The 16048-nt window shown below is 27.2% G+C and carries 15 protein-coding genes and 1 pseudogene; all 16 read left to right on the plus strand.

Annotated features, from left to right (window positions below; genetic code table 11):
- Nucleotides 1-30: 30 nt before the first annotated feature.
- The 16 genes and pseudogenes from E5347_RS04490 (at nt 31) to recA (ending at nt 15615) form a co-directional block, all read left to right on the plus strand.
- Nucleotides 31-1572, plus strand: a complete 1542-nt coding sequence (locus E5347_RS04490; RefSeq protein ID WP_136005044.1) for a response regulator transcription factor — start codon at nt 31-33, stop codon at nt 1570-1572.
- Complete coding sequence (locus E5347_RS04495; RefSeq protein WP_136005046.1) at nt 1562-3328, plus strand: cache domain-containing sensor histidine kinase; 1767 nt, start codon at nt 1562-1564, stop codon at nt 3326-3328. The genes E5347_RS04490 and E5347_RS04495 overlap by 11 nt, the downstream gene beginning before the upstream one ends.
- Before the next feature lie 21 nt (nt 3329-3349).
- Complete coding sequence (locus E5347_RS04500; RefSeq protein WP_136005047.1) at nt 3350-5422, plus strand: alpha-galactosidase; 2073 nt, start codon at nt 3350-3352, stop codon at nt 5420-5422.
- A gap of 71 nt (nt 5423-5493) precedes the next feature.
- A pseudogene (locus tag E5347_RS04505) lies at nt 5494-5643 on the plus strand (arsenical-resistance protein); the annotation flags it as partial.
- Nucleotides 5644-5892: 249 nt separating this feature from the next.
- Entirely contained in the window at nt 5893-6816 is a 924-nt protein-coding gene (locus tag E5347_RS04510; RefSeq protein ID WP_136005049.1) for a DMT family transporter, read from the plus strand.
- Nucleotides 6817-6831: 15 nt separating this feature from the next.
- Complete coding sequence (locus E5347_RS04515) at nt 6832-7983, plus strand: sensor histidine kinase (RefSeq protein WP_136005051.1); 1152 nt, start codon at nt 6832-6834, stop codon at nt 7981-7983.
- Nucleotides 7984-8628 (plus strand): response regulator transcription factor, encoded by a 645-nt coding sequence (locus tag E5347_RS04520; RefSeq protein ID WP_136005053.1) that lies wholly within the window; start codon nt 7984-7986, stop codon nt 8626-8628.
- Nucleotides 8629-8717: 89 nt separating this feature from the next.
- A complete protein-coding gene (locus E5347_RS04525; RefSeq protein ID WP_136005055.1) occupies nt 8718-9653 on the plus strand; it encodes an ABC transporter ATP-binding protein in 936 nt (311 codons plus the stop codon).
- A gap of 11 nt (nt 9654-9664) precedes the next feature.
- A complete protein-coding gene (locus E5347_RS04530) occupies nt 9665-10777 on the plus strand; it encodes an ABC transporter permease (RefSeq protein ID WP_136005056.1) in 1113 nt (370 codons plus the stop codon).
- Entirely contained in the window at nt 10768-11838 is a 1071-nt protein-coding gene (locus tag E5347_RS04535) for an ABC transporter permease (protein ID WP_136005057.1), read from the plus strand. Before E5347_RS04530 ends, E5347_RS04535 begins: the two co-directional genes overlap by 10 nt.
- Before the next feature lie 243 nt (nt 11839-12081).
- The gene (locus tag E5347_RS04540) at nt 12082-12276 is read left to right on the plus strand and encodes a DUF4177 domain-containing protein (protein ID WP_136005059.1); all 195 of its coding nucleotides are present in this window, start codon (nt 12082-12084) and stop codon (nt 12274-12276) included.
- Complete coding sequence (locus tag E5347_RS04545) at nt 12276-12587, plus strand: hypothetical protein (protein WP_136005060.1); 312 nt, start codon at nt 12276-12278, stop codon at nt 12585-12587. Before E5347_RS04540 ends, E5347_RS04545 begins: the two co-directional genes overlap by 1 nt.
- Before the next feature lie 152 nt (nt 12588-12739).
- The gene (locus E5347_RS04550) at nt 12740-12934 is read left to right on the plus strand and encodes a hypothetical protein (RefSeq protein WP_136005062.1); all 195 of its coding nucleotides are present in this window, start codon (nt 12740-12742) and stop codon (nt 12932-12934) included.
- 117 nt (nt 12935-13051) lie between these two features.
- A complete protein-coding gene (locus tag E5347_RS04555) occupies nt 13052-13633 on the plus strand; it encodes a hypothetical protein (RefSeq protein ID WP_136005063.1) in 582 nt (193 codons plus the stop codon).
- Between the two features lie 342 nt (nt 13634-13975).
- Complete coding sequence (locus E5347_RS04560) at nt 13976-14470, plus strand: CarD family transcriptional regulator (RefSeq protein ID WP_136005065.1); 495 nt, start codon at nt 13976-13978, stop codon at nt 14468-14470.
- Between the two features lie 17 nt (nt 14471-14487).
- Entirely contained in the window at nt 14488-15615 is a 1128-nt protein-coding gene (gene recA / locus E5347_RS04565; protein ID WP_136005854.1) for a recombinase RecA, read from the plus strand.
- Nucleotides 15616-16048: the final 433 nt, after the last annotated feature.

Below are 16048 nucleotides of genomic sequence, written 5' to 3' on the forward strand. Positions count from 1 at the left end.
TATAATAACAATCTGTAAAGGGTGGATAGTATGGGAAAGTACTGTAAGGTATTAATTGTAGAAGATGAATTTATTATGCGTCAAGGAATTAAGCACATGATAAATTGGGAGAGTGAAGGCTTTACAATAGTTGGAGAATCAACAAATGGGAAAGAAGCATTAGATATAATTGAGGAAGTTAAACCCAATATTATTATATCTGATATAGTAATGCCTATATTGGACGGAGTTGATTTTTCGAAAATAGTACAGAAAAAGTATCCAGAAATACAGATTGTTATTCTTAGTAGCTATGATAAATTTGAGTACGTAAAAAACACTTTATTGAGCGGAGCAGTGGACTATGTTTTAAAGCCTACACTGACTCCCTCTAATTTGATTTTAACTTTAAAAAAAGCTGTAAATAGAATTCCAGGGATGAAGCTGATGAAAAATGATGAGGAATATTATCATAGCTTAATCGAAAAATATATTCTAGGTTATGAAAACGTATTAAATGAGAAAAGGTTTGTAAATCTTTTTCATCATAGCTGCTTTAGAATATTAGGAATAGATATAAAAAGCTTACATGGGAAAAATGAAGAGTGGATTCAAGACACTATAGGAAAATTAGATGAGTTTTTCCAATGTAACAAAGAGTATATAAATATAAAGTCATTAATAAATGATAGAATTTTGTTTTATACAATAAATTACAAATTAAGTGATGATAAGGATATAGTTAATAGAATAGAAAAGTTCATAAATAATGATATATGGAATAATGACAATATATTTTTTGTGATTACTGAAAAATTTAATAATATATCAGACATAAAAAATATATATAATGATAGATTTATTCCATTTGTAGGACAAAAATTTTATTACAAAAATGTACCTTTATTATGTACAGAAAATTCTATTAAAGAGAAAAGTAAAAAATTTGATTTTGATAAATTTTATAATGAAATAAAAATAAAAGATTTTGAATTAGCAATTACTAAGATTGAGAATTATATAGAATATGCAATATTAACTAAAATGAATGAGCAAAAGCTAAAAAGTTTAATAAAGAATTTAATTTATATTATTCTTGTTAGTATTGAAGAGTATCGTAATAATACAGATGAATTAAGGGATAAGTACTTTAACATTATAGAAGAAGTTTTATATAGTACAGATTTTACTAAAGCGACTGAAGATATTTTTAAAGAGCTAAAAATGATTCTATCAGATAATTTCAATGAAGAAGATAGTATAAAAAATATAATAGAATATATAAATAGCAACTATGCAACTTACTTAGACTTAGGAGCTATTTCACAGAAGTTTAATTTTAATTACAGCTATTTATCTTCATATTTTAGTAACCATTGTAAGGAAGGTTTTTCAGAATATCTAAATAAAATACGAGTTGAAAAGGCTTGTGAATTACTTAAGGATAATAAACATTATGTATCTGAAATTAGTAGTATGGTAGGGTATTCAGACCATAGTTATTTCTGTAGGGTATTTAAGAAGATTACGGGATACACTCCAAGCAGTTACCGTAGATTGAAGATACTTATGGAGGATAAAAGTGATAAGTAATATATTAAGAAAAAATAGTTTGTTCTTTAAAATAATGTGTGCAGTTGTAGTTGGAGTAATTTGTATATCTATTGCCATCAGTGGTGTAATAATAAACATATCTAGAGATATATTTGAAAAGTCTTATATAGATTCTCAACAGAAAATAATAGAGAGAGTTTATGAAAAGTTATATGATTTTCATAGAAAGTCAGTTGAAACTATTAATTCAATAAACTCTAATAGATCAGTAAGACTTTATTTTACTGAGGACAATCTAAGCTATAATGAGTCCTTTAATAATATATATAATATGAATACACATATAGATTCTTTGTTTAAAGAAAATAATTATAGCTATGAGTTACTTATTGCAGGTCTAAATGGTAAGACATATCTTAAAGATGGTTTATTATATAAAGAACCTATAGATTTGCTCGAAATGGAGATATCTAAGAAGTCATTGAAAGAAAAGGATACTATTTTATATCAATATTTAAACAAAGGATTTACTTCAACTACACAATATGAGCCTGTAGTAATAATAACAAAAGCACTTACTTCTGATGATGGAGAGCCTTATGGAATTTTATATTTAATAATAAAGGAAAAGGAATTTGAAAAAAACTATGATTACTTTTCTCCAGATTTAAATAGTGTTTATATCTTAAATAAAAGTAATATAGTTATATCATCTAACAATAACGTTAACTTAGGTACTTATATTGAAGAGTTTGAAGAGGATATAGAGAATCTAGTTATAAATAATGAGCTAAGCACAATTTATAAGAATAATGGGAATATAAATTTCACACAAAGATTACCAGATAGTAACTTGGCACTAAGTGGAGTTATTGCTATAAATAAAGCAATAAAAGAAATATATGATATGAAAAAAATAATATTTATATGCTTTATTATAACCTTAATAACATTAATAATAATATTCCTTATAGTTAAGCAAGTTACAAGACCTTTATATATGCTTATAGAAAAGATGTCTACTCTTAGATCTAATAAGTTTGATGAAAATATTCAGATAAGTGAGGTAAGTGGAATAAGTGAAATAGAGGAATTAGTAACTACTTATAATTTAATGATTAATGATATAAATAGTTATATCAAGGAATTAGTAAAAATTCAAAAAGAAAAAAGAAAGGCAGAGATATATGCCCTGCAGATGCAAATAAACCCTCACTATGTATTTAATACTTTATCAAGTATAAAGCTTTTAATCTGGCAAGGTGATAAAGATAGAAGCATTGAGGTTCTTGACTCATTTATATTATTACTTAGAAACACAATTAGTAAAACAGATGAATTTATAACTATTAAAGAAGAGATAGATAATCTTAAACATTATGTATTAATTAATAACACTAGGTATGGAGATAGAATAGATGTGCAGTATTTTATAATGCCAAATTGTTATGATTACTTAGTTCCTAAATTGCTTCTTCAACCATTTATTGAAAACTCTTTCTTCCATGGGTTCCCTTCCAGAGAGGATGGTAGAATAGAGATATTAATAAGAGAAGAGAAGGATAATATTAATGTAAGAATCGTAGATAATGGAGTAGGAATTGAAAGCCAGAAGCTAGAAGCCCTAAAGATTGTTAAAAAGGCCAGTAGCAAGGGATTAAGCGGAATAGGTATAAAAAATGTAAATGATAGAATAAAGTTGATTTATGGAAATGATTATGGGATAGAGATAAAGAGCGAATTAGGAAAAGGAACAGAAATAATTATTTTGTTACCTAAACAATTAAAGAAATAAGATTTTAGGGAGAGAGAACTTATGAGCATTTTAATAAATAAAGAGAAGAATATCTTTTCTATAAATACGTTAAATGTATCTTATGTTTTAGGAATAGATGATGAAGGCCTTATAAGAAATTTATACTGGGGAAAAAATATAAGTGATATAGAGGATTTTAATATTATTAAATTAGAAGAAGTTTCATCTAATGATCCTGTTTATGAAATAACTCCTGAGGAATATCCTGTCTATGGAGGATTAAGATATAAAGAGCATTGTTTAAAGATTAATTTTAGTGATGGCACTAGAGACTTAAAATATAAGTACCTTAAGTATACTTCTACTGATAATTCTCTTTTAATTAAATTAAGAGATGAATACTATGATTTAGAAATAAATCTACATTATAAAATTCATGAAAAGTATGATTTGATAGAGAGATATGTAACTTTAAAAAATAATACAAGTGACATCATAGAAGTTGAAAAAATATATAGTGGACAATTCCATATACCTTATGAAAATTTAAACTTTAGAAATGTTCATGGTCATTGGGGAGCAGAGCAACAAATGTTTACTCAAAAAGTTGGTTATGGAAAGATATATATAGAAAATAGAAGAGGTATATCTACTCATAATCATAATCCTTATTTTATATTGGACAAGGATGCAAAGGAAACTTGTGGAGAAGTATTTTTCGGAGCATTAAAACTAAGTGGTAACTTTAGTGGAATAGTTGAGCAAACTCCATATGGAGAAACCTTAGTTCAGTTAGGAATAAACCCCCATGACTTTACTTTAGAGCTTAAACCAGGAGAAGAATTTAAGACTCCAGCTATAATAGCAGGATATACAAATGAAGGCTTTGAAAAAATGTCTCATAATCTTCATAATTACGGAAAAAATGAATTGATGAGAGATGGATTAAGGGATATTTTATATAATTCATGGGAAGCTACAGAGTTTAAAGTTAATGCAGAAGAGCAAATTAAATTAGCTAAAAAAGCTAAAGAGTTAGGAGCAGAACTTTTTGTAGTTGATGATGGATGGTTTGGAGAAAGAGATGGAATAGATAATGGGTTAGGAGATTGGTATGTAAATGAGAATAAGTTTCCTAAAGGTCTAAATCAGTTAATAGATGAAGTTAAGTCTATGGGAATGAAGTTTGGAATATGGTTTGAACCAGAGATGGTTAATCCAAGGTCAAAACTTTATAAGGACAATCCAGATTGGATATATAATTTTAAAACAAGAGAATCTGACACATCAAGAGGTCAATATGTTCTTAATTTAAGTAAAGATGAAGTTAAAGACTTTGTATATAATACATTAGATAAGATGCTATCAACTTATGATATTGATTATATAAAATGGGATGCAAATAGGCCAATAGCTCAAAGTGATGTAAAAAAGGATATATGGTTTAGACATATTAAAAATCTTTATGATATAGTTAGAAAACTAAAAGATAAGTATAAGAAAGTATACTTTGAAGCTTGTGCATCAGGTGGAGGAAGAATAGATTATGGAAGCTTAGAAGTATTTGATGATTTCTGGACTAGTGATAATACTGATGCCTATGATAGATTAAAAATACAAGATAGTTATTCATATATTTACCCTATTAAAGCAATGAGAGCTTGGGTTACAGATTGCCCAAACTTTTTATCAAAAAGAGAAATACCATTAAGGTTTAGATTTCACTCCGCAATGATGGGGACTTTAGGTATAGGTAGTAATATATTAAAGTACACAAAAGAAGAAGCTGAAATAGCTAAGGATTTAATAAGTGAATATAAATCAATTCGTCATATAATTCAAGATGGTGATTTTTATAGAATTGAAAATACTTCATCAAATGACTACTATATATATCAATACTTAAAAGACAATGAAGGTGTAGTATTTATATTCTTACCACAAAGCAAAATAGGGCATATAGGTGCTAGATTTAAACTAAGAGGCTTAGAAGAAAATAAGAAATACAAAGTAGAATATTTAGACGAAGCAATAGAAAAGACAGGCGGATATCTAATGAAGTATGGATTAGATATTAGGCTGCAAGGAGATTATAATAGCTGTATTTTGAAATTAAATAGTACTTTAAATTAGAAAAAAATTATTGGCAAGCCTATGCTTGCTATTTCTGCATTAAGAGTATAGATATCATCTATCTTCATTAATTCAGGTATAAAGTTGCAGTAGCTATTTCTCTTTTTGGATTACAATCTGGAGCAGCACTTGCAACAGTTGTAGGAGTTTTAGTTGAGGTACCAATAATGCTTAGTTTGGTGAAAACTGCAAATAAAACAAAGAAGTGCTTTCCTAATTAGGAACATAAAAGCAGAGTGAAAAATAGTAATAGAATATGAAGCAAAAAAAGTCTGTTATCTTTTATAAACAGGCTTTTTTATTTTATAGTTAAACAGATTCTTATTAGAATTTTAATAGGATAAATGAAATAAGTAAATTTAATTAAAAATATAGCACTTTTTTTACTAAATTTCAGTGTATAATTAATTTTGTGAAAATAATTAAAATAAGCTTTATATAAATAATATTAACTGAAAGGATGAAGAAATTTGGATAAAACAAAATTTTTTACTAATAGAATAAATATAATAGTAATTGCAATAATATGTACATTTTTATGGGGAAGCGCATTCCCAGCAATTAAGGTTGGATATGAATTATTTGATATAGCAAGCAATGATGTTGGTACAAAGCTTATTTTTGCAGGATATAGGTTTTTCCTAGCTGGAGTTTTTATATTAATTATAAAACTAGCTATGAAGGAAAGTATTTTCAATTTAAAATTAAAAGATATAAAGGAAATAACAATATTAGGTCTTGGACAAACTACCTTACAATATATATTCTTTTATTTAGGAATGACTTATACTACTGGAGTAAGAGGATCTATTATAAATGGAACAGGAACATTTTTTAGCATTATTCTAGCTCACTTTATTTATAAAAATGACAGACTTAATTTTAATAAAGTTATAGGTTGTGTAGTTGGTTTTTTAGGAGTTATAATTGTGAATCTTGGAACCTCTTCAGTTTTAGAAGGAGGAATAAGTTTTAGGGGAGAAGGCTTTATAATGCTTGCTGCCTTTATGCTTTCCATTTCATCAATTTACAGTAAGAAAATCAGTCAAAATAAAGATGCCTATCTTTTAACAGCATATCAACTATCAATTGGTGGCTTAGTTCTAACGATAATAGGATATGTATTAGAAGGAAGCCTTAGAAATTTCACTTTTACATCTACTTCCTTATTAATTTATATGGCTTTATTATCTTCAGTGGCATTTGCTTTATGGTCACAATTACTTAAGTATAATAAGGTTGGAGTAATTTCAGTATTTAACTTCTTAATTCCTGTTTTTGGGACAATACTATCTGCAATAGTACTAAAGGAGAATATTTTTGATATAAAAATACTAATTGCTTTATTATTAGTTTGTCTTGGTATATATTTAGTATATAAAAAGAAGAATTAGAGTCTGGAGAAAATTATGAGAAAAAGTAATGAACTTTTATTAATAAGGTATTTATCAATTATAATATTAATAGCTGATGTTTTAATTAAAGGTAAAAGCACAAATATAGCTAGTATTGTATTTTTATTAGCCTTCATAATAAATAATAACCTTAGGATATTTTTCTTTAAAAAAGAAAAGTCTATTGTTTTATCAATGGTGATAGAATTAGTTTCAATAGTCTTTGCTTATTTAAATTTTGGTGGAAATATTCTCTTTTATTTGATAGGCGTTACTATAGATGTATTTTCAATAAAAGATATAAAGATAAAGATCATCTTAGCTGTAGTTATACTAATTATTTCAACTTCATCATATTTAAATGGGAGTATAGAAAGTGGAATTATAAATTTAATAGTAATTATAATTTTTTCAATTCTTTTAAGTTATATTTCAAGACTTTATGATACTAAAAAAGAAGCTCAAAGATTATACGATAAGCTTAGAATATCAGAAGAAAACCTAAGAGAGGCTAATAATAATTTAGAGGAATGTTTATCTTCAATAGAAGAGCTAACAGTTTTAAAAGAAAGAAATAGGATATCAAGGGAAATACATGATAGTGTTGGACATGCTTTATCTACAGCGATGATTCAGCTATCTGCAATGGAAGCCTTAGCCGATAAAGAAGGAAGTATCCTAAAGGATATGTTAAAGAATTTAAGAAACTTCATAAATGAAAGCTTCCAAGATGTTAAGAAGGCAGTAAAAGAGCTTAAATCAGAAGAGTACAATACATATAGAGGGGTTATTAGAATTCAAGAAGTATGTAAGAATTTTAAAAAAATGTCTGGAATAGATGTAGATGTAATTATATCTAAGGGGACCTGGGCTTTATCTCCAAAGCAAGATACCCATCTACATAGAATAACTCAAGAAATTTTATCTAATTCATTAAAACACGGAAAAGCTACTAAGGTAAAAGTAATTATGAACTTTACAGAAGAAGATTTTGTAATTTCTTTTAAGGATAATGGTATTGGAACTGATTCCTTGTCAGAAAGTGGTTTTGGACTTAAGAATATTAAAGAAAGAGCCTATGAAATAGGTGGTACAGTAGATATAAAATCAGCCTTAGGGGAAGGCTTTTTTATTAAATTAGTAGTTCCTAGAGAAAGGGAGATATAAGTGGAGAAAATTAAAATATTAATTGTAGATGATGAAAATTTAATAAGAGAAGGTTTAAAACTTATGTTATCTACCTTTGATGATATTGAGGTTGTGGGAATTGCAGAAAATGGATATAAGGCACTTGAGGTATGCAAAAATCAAGATATAGATATAGTTCTTATGGATATAAGAATGAAGGATTGTGATGGGGTAATGGGCACAAGACTTATAAAAGAACAGTTCACTAAAATTAAGGTAATAATTCTAACTACCTTTAATGATAAAGAATATATAAAGTCAGCATTAAATTATGGGGCTTTTGGATATATGCTAAAAGACAGCTCTCATCATGTAATATATGAAGGGATAAAAGCAGCTTATATGGGTAATATGGTAGTTCATCCAGAAGTTGCAGATAAGATGTTAAGTAGTGAAAAAGAAGGATTAAATACTAAGGAATTAGAAAAGTATAATTTTTCGAAAAAGGAGCTTAATATTATTAAGCTTATAGCTGAAGGATTAACTAATAAAGAGATTTCTGAAAAGATATACTTATCAGAAGGAACTATCAAGAATAATATAACTAATATATTAGCAAAATCAAACTTACGAGATAGAACACAAATTGCAATTTTTGCATTTAAAAATGGAATAGTGACTTAAGTCATTTATGAAGTGACTTCAAGTAGTGGTATCCCCCTAGGGCTTATCTTATTATAGAATTAAGAGATATGCTTAGGGGGAATTTTATTATGAGTATAATAGAAATTAAAAATGTAACAAAAAGATTTAATGATAAGTTAGTACTAGACAATGTTAGCTATGAAGTTGAAAAAGGAGAAATATTTGGCTTTATAGGACCTAATGGTGCTGGGAAATCAACTTTAATAAATATAATGACAAGTTTATTAGAGCCAGATAGTGGGACAGTAAAAATTTGTGGTTATGATATTTTAAAAGAATCAATTAAAGCAAAAGAATGTATAGGATATGTTCCACAAGATATTTCATTATTAGAAGAGCTTACAGCCTATGATAATTTAGAATTCTTTGGAGCTTTTTATGGATTAAAAGGAAAAGAGTTAAAAGAAAGAATTAAGGAAGCGTTAGAAGTTACAGGCCTTGTAGATAAGAAGAAGGAAAAAGTTAAAAAGTTTTCAGGTGGTATGAAAAGAAGATTAAATATAGCTGCAGCAATTATGCATCATCCAAAAGTATTAATTATGGATGAACCAACAGTTGGTGTAGATCCCCAATCAAGAAATCATATATTTAACTTTACTAAAAATATTTGCAAAGAATGGGGAACAACAGTTATTTATACATCTCACTACATGGAAGAAGTTGAAGAGCTATGTAAAAGAGTATTTATTGTTGATTTAGGAAGAGAAATAGCTTATGGAAGTAAAGAAGAAATTAAATCATCTGTTTTCCCAAATAACAAGGTTATTATAGAAGCTAGTGGAATAACTGCTGAATTAATCTTAAATATAAGTAAGATAAGTGGAATACTAAATGTTAAGGAAAATCAAGATAGTATTATATTAACTATAGATTCTAACTTTAAGCTAAATAGTGTTTTATTAATTTTAGAAGAAAATAAGATAAATATTAAAAAAATAAGTTATGAAGAAGCAAAGCTTGAAGATGTATTCTTGGCATTAACAGGAAAGACATTAAGGGATTAGGGGTGAATTTTATGAAGCTACTGTATTTTACAAAGACTACTTTAAAAGGAATGGTTTCAACGGGAGTAGTAACAATATTGTATTTTGTATTATTTCCAGTACTATTAGCTGGATTTATGGGGTTTTTCCAAAACACCTTACATGATAATCCTTTAAAACTAAATGATGTAAAAGTAAAAATTATTGATAATGATAATAGTAATATGTCTAAAGCTTTAGTTGATTTATTAAAAAGTGAAGATATGAAGGAATTAGTAGAGATAAATGATGAAAAGCCTGTATTAGAAATAATTATTCCCAAAGGTTATGAGGAAAGTCTAATATCTTTACAAAAAAATGAAATAAAAATAAATAAATTAGAAGATGGCTTTAATAATTCAACAAATACTTTAAAGATAATATTAGATAAGTATCATAAAAATCTTTATGTAAGTATAGCAGGAGGATCTAATGAAGCTTTAGAAGAAATATCAAATAATACTATTGTTGAAACTACAAATATAAATACAAGTAAAACATCAAGTAGTTATGAAGTAATGGCTGCTTCAATGATTGGATTTGTAATTAGCATGCTTATATTTTCTCAAATACAAGCTAGTTATACAGATATTAGTATGAAGGTAGATAGGAGAATTATTTCAACACCAATTAGTAAGCTTGAGTTTTTCTATTATGATACATTTGTATCGTTTATTTACTCACTTATAATTATAGGAGCGTATATTTTCTTCTTTAGAATTGCAGGAATTAGTTTTACAGGACCTTTAATACCACTAATAGTATTATTACTAGCATCAGCACTAATGATAGTAGGCATTAGCAAATCTGTATTGACCTTCTTTGGAGCGAAATATGGAAAGTTAATAGGAGCATTAATATTTACCTTACCTATAATAGGAATGGAAGCTTTCACAGGTGAAGGAAATGCATTAAAGGTACTTGCACCAACTCACTATATATCAAAGCTTCTTAATATATATAATTTAGAAGGAAGTATAAGTAGTAATATTAGTGATTTATCTTTAGTTCTATTAATTCCAATAGTATTATTAATACTTGCAACTATAAAAATAGTTATATCAAGAAAAATAGCTTTATCAAAGGGGGGTAAAAAATGCGCTTAATAAGGCTTACAATAATAAATATAAAAAGGACAATAAAAAATCCAGCAATGCTATTAATGACATTTCTTTTCCCTATGGTTGTGTTATTTGGAGTTGTTGGAACTGGATCAGGAGGCTCATCCTTAGGAAAAATAGGAATAATAGATAATACATCTGGAAAATATTCTAAAGATTTAATACAAGAATTAGAAGAAAAGTATGATATAGAAAATCTTGAAGGAACTGTAGAAGATAGTTATAACGAGTTAAGAGATAAAAAATTAGCTATGGTATATGTATTAAATGAAGATTTTGATAAAAATATAGATTTAGGTAAAACACCTAAAATTGAGAACTATGTAGTAGAAACAGGAATGGGTTCAATAATAGCTGAAGATATAATAAATAATTATGTTAATAACCTATTAGAAGAAAGTATAAACTCAGGTTTAAGTACAAATTCTATAGACTCAGTAATAGTAGAAAATTATGAAAAAGATAGTAATGACTACTATATGGCAGTAATAATGATATGCTATTTTATGATGATAGGTGCAACTATAATAACAGAAGATATACTAAAGCTTAAAGCACAAAAAGTATTAAAAAGGGTAATATCAACAGGAAATAAAGATAGGCAAATACTAGGTTCATTATATATATCAAGCTTTATAATACAAGCTATAATAAGCTCAATAAGTTTAATTGTAGCTATTATGATATTTAATATAGAGAGATTTAATTTAGGTTTGGGCATTCTTGCTATAACTTTATGTAGTTTAATAACTACGGCTATTATAATGACGGTAACAAGATGGGTTAAGAACCAAACTCTAGCAAGCTTAGCAGTTGTAATATTTGGTTTATTAGCCTTTGCAGTTGGAATTCTTGGAACTAATTTAGATGAGTTCTCTAATGTACCAAAGGCAATAGGATATTTAAGCGTAATATCACCATTTTCATGGCTTGGCAAAATAATAAATGGTGAATCTATAGTAGCTTCGATAATAGTAATTGTATTAATGTCCTTAGCCTTCTTTACCTTAGGAAGCTTTAAGTTAAGAGATTACGTAAAAGAATAAGTTAATGAACTATAGTAGATAGTCTATAATAAATAATTAATAATAAAAAATTAATAAGAGAAAAGTGATTTTTTAGAATTACAGAATTAACTGATAAAGCTCATTTAAGGGTTTTATCAGTTTTTTTATTTTATATGTCTATATTGGAGAGTATAGCTATTTTTTATGATGTAGAAGTAATATATTTAAATAAATTTAATATAATTAATAGACAAATTATTCAAGTATATGTGGAGGGATAAGATGAAGAGATATAAGGTTCTTAGTCAAAAAGATAAGTGGTTTTCAGGAAAGTTTGATCCTCAGAAATTAGAAGATGCATTAAATGCATATGCAGATCAGGGATGGGAGTTAAAGGCTGCAGCTACTGCAGATATTGCTTCATTTGCTGGAAGTAGACAGGAGTTTATTGCAATTATGGAAAGGGAAGAAGATTAATGGCTTATACTACTGTATATAATGACATAGTATTTATAGAAGGAAATAACTCCAATGCAAATATTGTAGGAGAAGTTAGTTCAGACTTAAGTTTTAAGATTGGAGCTCAATTAAAGAACTTAAATGATGTAAAAAGTGATATGACAAATAAAGCAAAGTTACTAGGTGCAAATTGCATTTTGAATTTTAAATATGGACAAAAAAGTAGGTGGCTTGCTATAGATGATGTTGCTTTTTATGGAAATGGTAAGGCGGGAATATTGCCATCTACTGTTTATGAGGAGTTAGTTAATAAAGTTAAGAATAGATAGGTATTATGATATGCTCTCTGTTAAGTAGACAGGGGGCAGTTCATTCTATCTATTTTAGTTTTAGGAAAGAATTTATATAGAATAAGAGATAAATAGACATAATCTGAAGTTTTTGCTAAAATAAATTGAATAGACTTAAGGAGGAAAATTAGATGATTTCTAAGAAGCAACTTAAAGAAGATATAATAACTTATGATATAATAACTTACAAAGATGAAGATGGAAAGCAAGTTGAGTATGTTGAGGTTACTCTTGTAGATAGAATTATAGATGTTTATATGGATGTTAGAGAAGTTAATATAGGTATTCTTGCAAATAAAATAATTGAAGATAATTTATATGAATAGAAAGTGGTGAGATGTAGATTTCACCACTTTTAACTTTTTATAACTTATAGTATTTGAAGAATTTTTACTAATGGTATATTATTGTAAATATAATCGTAAAAAGTGGGGGATTTTTTTATGTCTAATATCAAAAGAGAAGATTATATTAATGAAATAAAGAAAAATATTGAAGAGAAAATGAAAAGGCTTTTTGAAAAGGCTCATAAATATACAGAGAACTTAAGCCATGAGGATATAGTAAAATTACATGAAAATCATGTTAAAGATGTATTTTATCCTTATATGAATAATCTGCCAGCTTTAAAAAAGATGGTAGAAATAAGTGGGGAGGAAAAAGTACTAGAAGATATTAAGGATAAGTTTATGGGAACTTTTCATTTCCATGAGAAGATGTTAAAGTGTGAGAAAGTTAGAGAAGATAGGAAAACTAAATATACAGAGGAAGAACTTTTAGAGCATAGAGAGAAAATATCAAAATATATTCAAAAGTTAACAACATCAATAATTGAAGAATGTAAGTATTTAAATAGTGAGGAATTAAAAGAAATACATATGTTTATATTTAAACTTATATTTAATTCTGATATAGAACATATACCATGTTTTAAAAAGGCATCAGATACTATGAATATGGATGTTATAAATAGAATACATAATAGAAAAGTTTCAGATACTATAAATAAGTATAGTGACTTATAAAGAAAGTTAAAAGATAGAAGCTTTTAATTAATGAAATTTACTTTAAAAACTATTTTTTGCTTAAAGTAAAATAAATCCTTTGAATGTAGATTATTTATAGAAATAAATATTAATATATGTAAGAAAATTTAATTTAGAAGATTTCTTACATATATTATTTGTTTTGTGGTACAATAGTATTATAGATAAAAACAAAAATATTGTTTATTTGCATGAGATTTTTTTATAAGTGCCTAAGTAAACGTTTACTTAGGTAATTTTATATATACTAAAGATTTCAGAATTATCTAAAATAAAAAATATATTGTTGATATTATTAATAATATTTAGGAGGTAAATTTAATGTTTAAAAAAGGGGATTTAATTTTATATTCATCACATGGAATATGTAAGATAGACGATATATGTGAAAAGACTTTTTCATATGTGAAAAAAGACTATTATATATTGCACCCTATGGGGGATAAAAAACTAAGTATAAGTATTCCTGTAGAGAATGGTAATGCATCAATGCTTGAACTTTTATCACAAGAAGAAGCTGGTGAAATATTAGAATCATTTAAATATGATGGATGCGATTGGATAGATGTAGATAAAGAAAGAGGAGAAGTATATAGCGATATTGTAAAAAAAGGAAATAGAAAAGAAATCGCTAAAATAGCTAATACTCTTATTAAAGAAAGAAGTAAACTAGAAGCAAGTGGTAAGAAGTTCCACGAAAAAGATAAAAGACTTTTATCAAATATTGAAAATAGTCTATTTGCAGAACTTGCTTTTCTATTAAATGTTTCTTTAGAAGATATAGAAGAAAAAGTAAATATATATATAAATAATTAGAGGTGAAATTTTTGGGTATTGATAAAGAAAAGCTAATTGCAATAGATTCAGTAATGATGCAAATAGAGAAGCAATATGGAAAAGGCTCAGTTATGAAACTTGGAGCAAATACCACAATGGATATTGAAGCTATATCTACGGGATGTTTATCACTAGATATAGCTTTAGGTTTGGGAGGAGTTCCAAGAGGTAGAATAATAGAAATATATGGACCAGAAAGTTCAGGTAAAACAACTATTGCACTACATATAATAGCTGAGGCTCAAAAGTTAGGTGGGTCAGCAGCCTTTATAGATGCAGAACATGCCTTAGATCCTAACTATGCAAAAAACTTAGGAGTAAAGGTAGATGAGTTAATAGTCAGCCAACCTGATAATGGAGAACAGGCACTAGAAATAACAGAGGCATTAGTAAGATCTAATGCGTTAGATGTTCTAGTAGTAGACTCTGTAGCAGCATTAGTACCAAGGGCTGAAATAGAAGGAGATATGGGAGATTCTCATATAGGTCTTCAAGCAAGATTAATGTCACAAGCTCTAAGAAAACTTACAGCTTCTATAAGTAGATCTAAATGTGTTGTAATATTTATAAACCAATTAAGAGAAAAAATAGGAGTAATGTTTGGAAGTCCAGAAACAACAACTGGTGGACGAGCTCTAAAATTCTATTCTTCAGTGAGATTAGACATAAGAAGGATAGATAGAATAAAGGTAGGAGAAGAGATTTTAGGAAGCAGGGCAAGAATAAAAGTAACTAAAAATAAGGTAGCTCCACCATTTAAAATAGCAGAATTTGATATTATGTATAATGAAGGAATATCAAGAACAGGTAATATAGTAGATATAGCTGTTAATGAAGATATAATCGCAAAAAGTGGTTCATGGTTTTCTTATAATGATATAAGATTAGGGCAAGGAAGAGAAAATGCAAAAATATACTTAAAAGAAAATCAAGAAATTGCTATTGAAATAGAAAACAAAATTAGAGCAAAATATAATCTTCCATTAATGAAAGAAGAAAAAAGCGAGAAGCCTAAAGTAAAAGATAAAGCTAAAGTAGCGAAATCAAAATTAGGCCAAGCTGAAGACATGGATTTAGTAAAATCTGATGAAGTGGAATCTAAAGTTGGACAGGCTAAAAAGTAGTTTGGTAAAAGATGACAAGTAAAAACTATAAAGTAGAATAAAAAATAGAATAAGCTTTAGAAGTAAATTTAACAAAATATTATGAAGTGAAATCTAGGGTAGGACAGGCTAAGAGGTAGAGTTAGTAAAAGATCATGAAGTAAAATTAAAGGCGTATAAGCTTTAGAAGTGAATTTAGTTAAAAGTGATGAAGTAGAATGCAAAGTAGGACAAGTGAAGAAGTGTATTTAATAAAAGATAACGAAGCAAAATCAATAGTGTGCAAGTCTAAGAAGTTAATTTAACAGGATATAATTAAGCAAAACTAAAAGCAGGTCAATATAAATAGATATAACAAATCAAATAAGTATAGCAATCCTTATATATCAATTCTTAGTAGTAAGGTTTTCAAGTGATGATATCAGTATTAATAGTTAATGTAATACAATACTAA

Origin of the sequence: Clostridium sartagoforme, assembly GCF_004794105.1 — a bacterium.
Classification (GTDB): Bacteria; Bacillota; Clostridia; order Clostridiales; family Clostridiaceae; genus Clostridium; species Clostridium sartagoforme_B.

Excerpts from the sequence above, each read along its gene's own strand:
- E5347_RS04540 (WP_136005059.1), top strand. The coding sequence starts at position 12,082 with ATGAAGAGATATAAGGTTCTTAGTCAAAAAGATAAGTGGTTTTCAGGA.
- E5347_RS04545 (WP_136005060.1), top strand. The coding sequence starts at position 12,276 with ATGGCTTATACTACTGTATATAATGACATAGTATTTATAGAAGGAAAT.
- E5347_RS04550 (WP_136005062.1), top strand. The coding sequence starts at position 12,740 with ATGATTTCTAAGAAGCAACTTAAAGAAGATATAATAACTTATGATATA.
- E5347_RS04525 (WP_136005055.1), top strand. The coding sequence starts at position 8,718 with ATGAGTATAATAGAAATTAAAAATGTAACAAAAAGATTTAATGATAAG.
- E5347_RS04560 (WP_136005065.1), top strand. The coding sequence starts at position 13,976 with ATGTTTAAAAAAGGGGATTTAATTTTATATTCATCACATGGAATATGT.
- E5347_RS04535 (WP_136005057.1), top strand. The coding sequence starts at position 10,768 with ATGCGCTTAATAAGGCTTACAATAATAAATATAAAAAGGACAATAAAA.
- E5347_RS04490 (WP_136005044.1), top strand. The coding sequence starts at position 31 with ATGGGAAAGTACTGTAAGGTATTAATTGTAGAAGATGAATTTATTATG.
- E5347_RS04530 (WP_136005056.1), top strand. The coding sequence starts at position 9,665 with ATGAAGCTACTGTATTTTACAAAGACTACTTTAAAAGGAATGGTTTCA.
- E5347_RS04515 (WP_136005051.1), top strand. The coding sequence starts at position 6,832 with ATGAGAAAAAGTAATGAACTTTTATTAATAAGGTATTTATCAATTATA.
- E5347_RS04500 (WP_136005047.1), top strand. The coding sequence starts at position 3,350 with ATGAGCATTTTAATAAATAAAGAGAAGAATATCTTTTCTATAAATACG.
- E5347_RS04555 (WP_136005063.1), top strand. The coding sequence starts at position 13,052 with ATGTCTAATATCAAAAGAGAAGATTATATTAATGAAATAAAGAAAAAT.